A 5,898-nucleotide genomic window follows, 5' to 3' on the forward strand; every position below is an offset into this window, starting at 1 on the left:
GTTTTTCACCATCGACATCATACGCTTACGTTTACGCTCTTGTGATAGCGTAAGCTTATTCGTACGGTTCTCGTATGGGTTATCACTGTTGTGGAAGTTAATGCGAATCGGTGTTCCCATAATTTCCAGAGACTTACGGAAGTAGTTCATCAGATAACGTTTATACGAATCTGGCAATTCACGAACCATGTTACCGTGGATAACAACGATCGGTGGGTTGTAACCACCTGCGTGTGCGTATTTGAGTTTGATACGACGACCACGAACCATTGGCGGTTGGTGATCATCCACAGCCATCTTCATGATACGCGTCAGTACTGACGTACCCACACGCGTTGTCGCCGAGTTATATGCTTCTTGGATAGATTCAAACAAGTGACCAACGCCAGTACCGTGCAGCGCAGAGATAAAGTGGATACGCGCGAAGTCGACGAATCCTAGACGGCGGTCCAGTTCTTTCTTCACGCTTTCTTTCACGTCACTGTCTAGACCATCCCACTTGTTAACGGCGATGACAATTGAGCGGCCAGCATTCAGTGCAAAACCAAGCAAGCTTAGGTCTTGGTCTGAAATATTTTCACGAGCATCAATCACCAGTAGAACGACGTTTGCATCTTCTACCGCTTTCAGCGTCTTAACAACAGAGAACTTTTCAACCGTTTCATTGATACGACCACGACGACGAACACCTGCGGTATCAATTAGTACGTACTCGCGTCCATCACGCTCCATCGGGATGTAGATAGAATCGCGCGTTGTACCAGGCATATCGTATACAACCACACGTTCTTCACCCAGAATACGGTTAGTCAGTGTCGATTTACCTACGTTAGGACGACCGATGATCGCCAACTTAATCGGCTGCTCTTGAAGGCGTTTGAACTCTGCTTCTGCGTCTTCTTCAGTGTAATCTTCAACAAGAGGCTCTTCGTCTTCGAATCCAGTCAGGTCTTCAATCTCACCGTCTTCAGACTCACTTGTTAGTAGATCATCAAAGAATGGAGATAAAGCACGCTCAAGCAAAGCGGTCACACCACGGCCATGAGCGGCCGCAATCTGGTACATATCATCCACGCCGAGCTGCCAAAAGTCAGCACACGCCGCATCGGCATCAATACCATCGATTTTGTTTACTACCAGCATCGCTGGCTTTTCAATTTTACGCAGATGCGCAGCAATTGCTTCATCTGAAGGTGTCAGACCAGCACGACCGTCAACAAGGAACAATACAACATCAGCCTCATCAATCGCGGCTAATGACTGTTCTGCCATCTTTGTTTCCACGCCTTCTTCTGTGCCATCGATACCACCAGTATCAATCACAATGAATTCGTGCTCTTCACCAAGTCTCGCCTGGCCATATTTACGGTCTCGCGTTAGGCCTGGAAAGTCCGCAACCAACGCGTCACGAGTGCGAGTCAATCGGTTAAATAGTGTAGATTTACCTACGTTCGGACGCCCTACTAGAGCTACAACAGGTACCATAACAACCTCTACAATAATCTTTCTTCTGTAGTTATAGGTAACGACTTGCTCGATGCCAAATCAAACCAGCTTTTTACCTATAACCACGTCAGGGTTAATAAATTCAAACAACAAAACGGCTCCTAGCTGTCACCAGCCAGGAGCCGAATGTGAATTATATCACGATATTATTCGTTAATGGTTAGTTTCTTTACATCGCCGTTGCGAGTTGTAATCACATAACCATCCGACAATAACGTCGGGCCAACTGCCAAGCCACTATCATCGACAAACTGCTGCGCAACAAATTCGCCCGTTGAACGATCCATCCAGTGAAGGTAACCAAGCGTGTCACCGACAACGAGATAATTGCCAACAATAACTGGCGCTGTAAGTTGTCGGTGCTCAAGCAAGCTGTTTTCCCACAACTCAGTTCCGCTTCGTGAATCAACGGCAACAACATGATCTTTTTCCGTTATCACAAAGATGCGACTACCATCTGTAGAAATGTCTGTCGCAGATGAGTAATTACGCTTCCAAATCGGGTTCGCTGAACGCAAGTCAATGGCGATAAGTTGACCATTGTATCCAATGGTGAAAAGAGTACCGCCTAGCACAATTGGCGATGAATCAACGTCAACCAAACGATCAATTTCTGTCGCGCCTTTTGGCGTACCAACAGGCTGTTGCCAAATCAACTGACCACGCTCAACGATAGCAGCTGCGAGTCGGCCATTTGCCGTTCCCCAAAATACACCGCCGCCAATTGCAGTCGGAGTACTGTCGCCACGTAAAGTTAAGTTCGGCACTTCTGTGCTCAATGCCCAGCGTTGCTCACCTGTACTCTCATTAAGGGCAATCAGCATGCCTCGGCTAGTATTGATGATAATAAGGCCTGAATCTGCAACTGGCTTCGCCAGTACCTCACCACCAACTTTTACACGCCAAACAATTTCACCTGTTTCTTGGTCAAGAGAGATGACTTCACCATTCTCAGAGCCAATGTAAAGGTTTCCGTATGCCGCTGTGATACCACCAGAGAGACGAGCAATGACATCTTCTTCTAGGTCCGTTTGCCAACGTTGTTTACCATTCTCAGGATCCAGCGCTTTTACTAAGCCATCACGACTTGCCACGAACAATGTATCATTCGCAAATACAGGGGATAGTTTTGAAAAGTAATGACCAACACCATCGCCAACCGATGTGCTCCACTCACTACTGGTTGTAAACTGACTGTCTACCTGAGGTAGTGGCGCCATTACAATGGTGTCTTTCTCACCTGCACAACCGGCAAGTACTCCCATTGTTAACGCCCCTAGCAAGGCTTTCTTAAAGACTCTTTTCATCCAATGCGGTCCTTATTTCGCCAGATCGTCCAATTTCATTTGTAGTGTCGGGCTTGCATCTGCCGCTTGCTGAGCTTCAGTATACGCAGCGTACGCAGCATCTTTGTCACCTTGGCGAATCGCAATATCGCCACGAAGTTCAGCAATACGACCTGTCCATGCTGTATCAGTGACGTTACTTAGCTCTGCCGTTGCAGCGTCGAAGTTACCCATTTCCGTCTCAATACGCGCAATGCGGTAACTAATCAATGGTAACAACGCAGCATCTTGAGTGTTGCTTTGCGCCCACTTCAGTTGCTCCAATGCAGCAGAAAGGTCTTGAGCTTCAACTTGTGCTTTAGCAAGTTGTAGTGCAGCCAATACTGAATATTCTTTTACTTCATTTGACTCAATGAAAGCTTTCACGTCAGCTTGAGCATCAGTGCCTTTGTCTTGCAAAGCATTCATTGCTGTCGTGTAGCTTTGAGAAGCTGCTTCACTCGCCTGAATCACAGAATCCTGGTAGTAACGCCAGCCAAATAGACCACCTAAACCAACAACCGCACCGATGATGACGGCTTTGCCGTTTTCCTTCCACCAGTCTTTAATGGCTTCAACTTGTTGTTCTTCAGTATCGTAAAGTTCCACTTCCTGTCCTCTTAAAACATGTAAATGGCAGCTTAGCTGCCATTGATCCTATTTCGTTTAAAGGCTCCACATTTGGGAGCCTTAGCTTACGAACTAGGATGTAATTTTGTTAGATTACTAAAAGACTTAAATCAGTGCTGCGATCTTTTCTGCAACTTCTGCTTGGTTGTAAGTCTCTTGCTCACCACCAGCTAAGTCTTTCAGTACTACGGTATTATCCGCAACTTCGTTTTCGCCCAGAACCAATGCTACAACAGCACCAACTTTGTCTGCGCGTTTAAACTGTTTCTTGAAGTTACCGCCACCGAAGTGATTCATCACACGAACGCCTGGAACAGACTCGCGAAGCTGTTCTGCTAGCTTCATTCCTGCCATCATGGTGCCTTCACCCGCAGTGACTACGTACACGTCAACACTGCGACGAACGTCTGTCAGTTCCAACGTTTCTAGCATCAGTACTAGACGCTCTAGGCCCATTGCAAAGCCAACCGCTGGTGTTGGTTTACCACCTAATTGCTCTACAAGGCCATCGTAACGACCACCGCCACATACAGTGCCTTGAGCACCTAGGCTCTCAGTGATCCACTCAAATACCGTGCGATTGTAGTAATCCAGACCACGAACTAGACGTTCGTTAACTGTGTATTTGATACCTGCGGCGTCTAAAAGTTCACATAGACCTGCGAAGTGTGCTTTAGATTCTTCACCCAAGTAATCTGAAAGGCGAGGCGCATCACCTAAAATAGCTTGAACGTCTGGGTTCTTCGTATCCAGAACACGCAGTGGGTTCGTGTGCATGCGACGCTTACAATCTTCATCTAGCACATCAATATGTTGCTCAAGGAATGCAACCAGTGCAGTACGGTAGTCTGCGCGGTCTTCTTGAGAACCGATAGAGTTCAGCTCAAGACGAACATGTTCATTGATACCTAGCTCACGCCATAGACGCGCCGTCATCATGATAAGCTCTGCATCAACATCTGGACCATTTAGACCAAACACCTCAACACCACACTGGTGGAATTGACGGTAACGACCTTTCTGCGGACGTTCATGGCGGAACATAGGCCCCATGTACCACAGACGCTGTTCATCACGGTTGATCAGGCTGTTTTGGATACATGAACGTACACAGCCCGCCGTACCTTCAGGGCGAAGTGTTAGGCTGTCACCGTTACGGTCATCAAAGGTGTACATTTCTTTTGAAACGACGTCTGTCTCTTCACCAACAGCGCGGCTGAATAGGTTTGTTTCTTCAACGATTGGCATGCGCACTTCGTTATAACCGTATGCGCTAATTACATTTTTCACTGTGTTTTCTAATTTTTGCCACAGTGGCGACTGAGTTGGGAGGCAATCGTTCATGCCTCGAATTGCTTGAATTGTTTTTGCCACAATACTTACCGTAATTCTCGTTGAGATTAATCTTGTACTTTAACTTCGATGCGGTTTTCGCCATTCATCATAGCTGCTTTCGCACGGATCTTAGCTTCTAGCTTATTCACAAGGTCATCGTTATCAAAGCGCTCTTTCTGGCGTTTACCATCTTCGTAGAATGCGCTCTTCTTGTTACTACCTGCTAGACCTAAGTGAGAAACTTCTGCTTCACCAGGGCCGTTTACCACACAACCGATGATAGACACATCCATTGGCGTGATGATGTCTTCTAAACGTTGCTCCAGTGCATTCACCGTACCAATCACATCGAATTCTTGGCGTGAGCAGCTTGGGCACGCAATAAAGTTGATGCCTCGAGAGCGAATGCGCAGAGATTTAAGGATGTCGAAACCGACTTTGATTTCTTCAACTGGATCGGCAGCCAAAGAGATACGCAGCGTATCTCCTATCCCTTCAGATAACAGCATACCTAAGCCAACAGATGACTTAACAGCGCCAGCTCGAGCACCACCCGCCTCTGTGATACCTAAATGAAGAGGCTGATCGATTTTCTTCGCCAGCAGACGATATGAATCCACCGCAAGAAAAACGTCTGAAGCTTTCACGCTAACTTTAAATTGGTCAAAGTTAAGACGATCGAGATGATCTACGTGACGCATCGCCGATTCAACCAAGGCTTCTGGCGTAGGCTCACCGTATTTCATCTGTAGATCTTTTTCCAAAGATCCACCATTGACACCAATACGGATCGGGATGTTTTTATCGCGAGCGCAATCAACAACAGCGCGAATGCGCTCTTCATTGCCGATGTTACCAGGGTTGATACGTAAACAGTCAACTCCGTACTCCGCAACTTTCAGCGCGATACGATAGTCGAAATGAATATCAGCCACTAATGGTACAGAAACTTGCTGTTTAATCAGTTTGAAAGCTTCTGCTGCGTCCATCGTAGGCACAGAAACTCGAACGATATCTGCGCCGACTTTTTCTAGTGCTCGGATTTGAGCGACTGTCGCTTCTACGTCAGTCGTGCGAGTGTTAGTCATTGACTGTACTGCAA

At 46.8% G+C, this 5,898-nt stretch carries 5 protein-coding genes; all 5 read right to left on the minus strand.

Features of this window, described 5'->3' with window-relative positions; translation table 11 throughout:
* Positions 1-1,485: ribosome biogenesis GTPase Der (gene der / locus CAG68_RS19305; protein ID WP_161441531.1), on the minus strand; the 1,485-nt coding region annotated here is incomplete at its 3' end.
* A 167-nt stretch (positions 1,486-1,652) separates the two neighbouring features.
* Complete coding sequence (bamB, locus tag CAG68_RS19310) at positions 1,653-2,813, minus strand: outer membrane protein assembly factor BamB (RefSeq protein WP_005381696.1); 1,161 nt, start codon at positions 2,811-2,813, stop codon at positions 1,653-1,655.
* A gap of 12 nt (positions 2,814-2,825) precedes the next feature.
* A complete protein-coding gene (locus CAG68_RS19315; RefSeq protein WP_005381697.1) occupies positions 2,826-3,440 on the minus strand; it encodes a YfgM family protein in 615 nt (204 codons plus the stop codon).
* Positions 3,441-3,566: 126 nt separating this feature from the next.
* Positions 3,567-4,835: a histidine--tRNA ligase gene (hisS, locus tag CAG68_RS19320; RefSeq protein ID WP_005381698.1), complete on the minus strand. Its 1,269-nt coding sequence runs from the start codon at positions 4,833-4,835 to the stop codon at positions 3,567-3,569.
* Positions 4,836-4,861: 26 nt separating this feature from the next.
* On the minus strand, positions 4,862-5,898 hold a 1,037-nt coding region (ispG, locus tag CAG68_RS19325), incomplete at its 5' end, for a flavodoxin-dependent (E)-4-hydroxy-3-methylbut-2-enyl-diphosphate synthase (RefSeq protein WP_161441532.1).

Source organism: Vibrio sp. V42_P2S4T144, assembly GCF_009904715.1.
GTDB lineage: Bacteria > Pseudomonadota > Gammaproteobacteria > Enterobacterales > Vibrionaceae > Vibrio > Vibrio alginolyticus.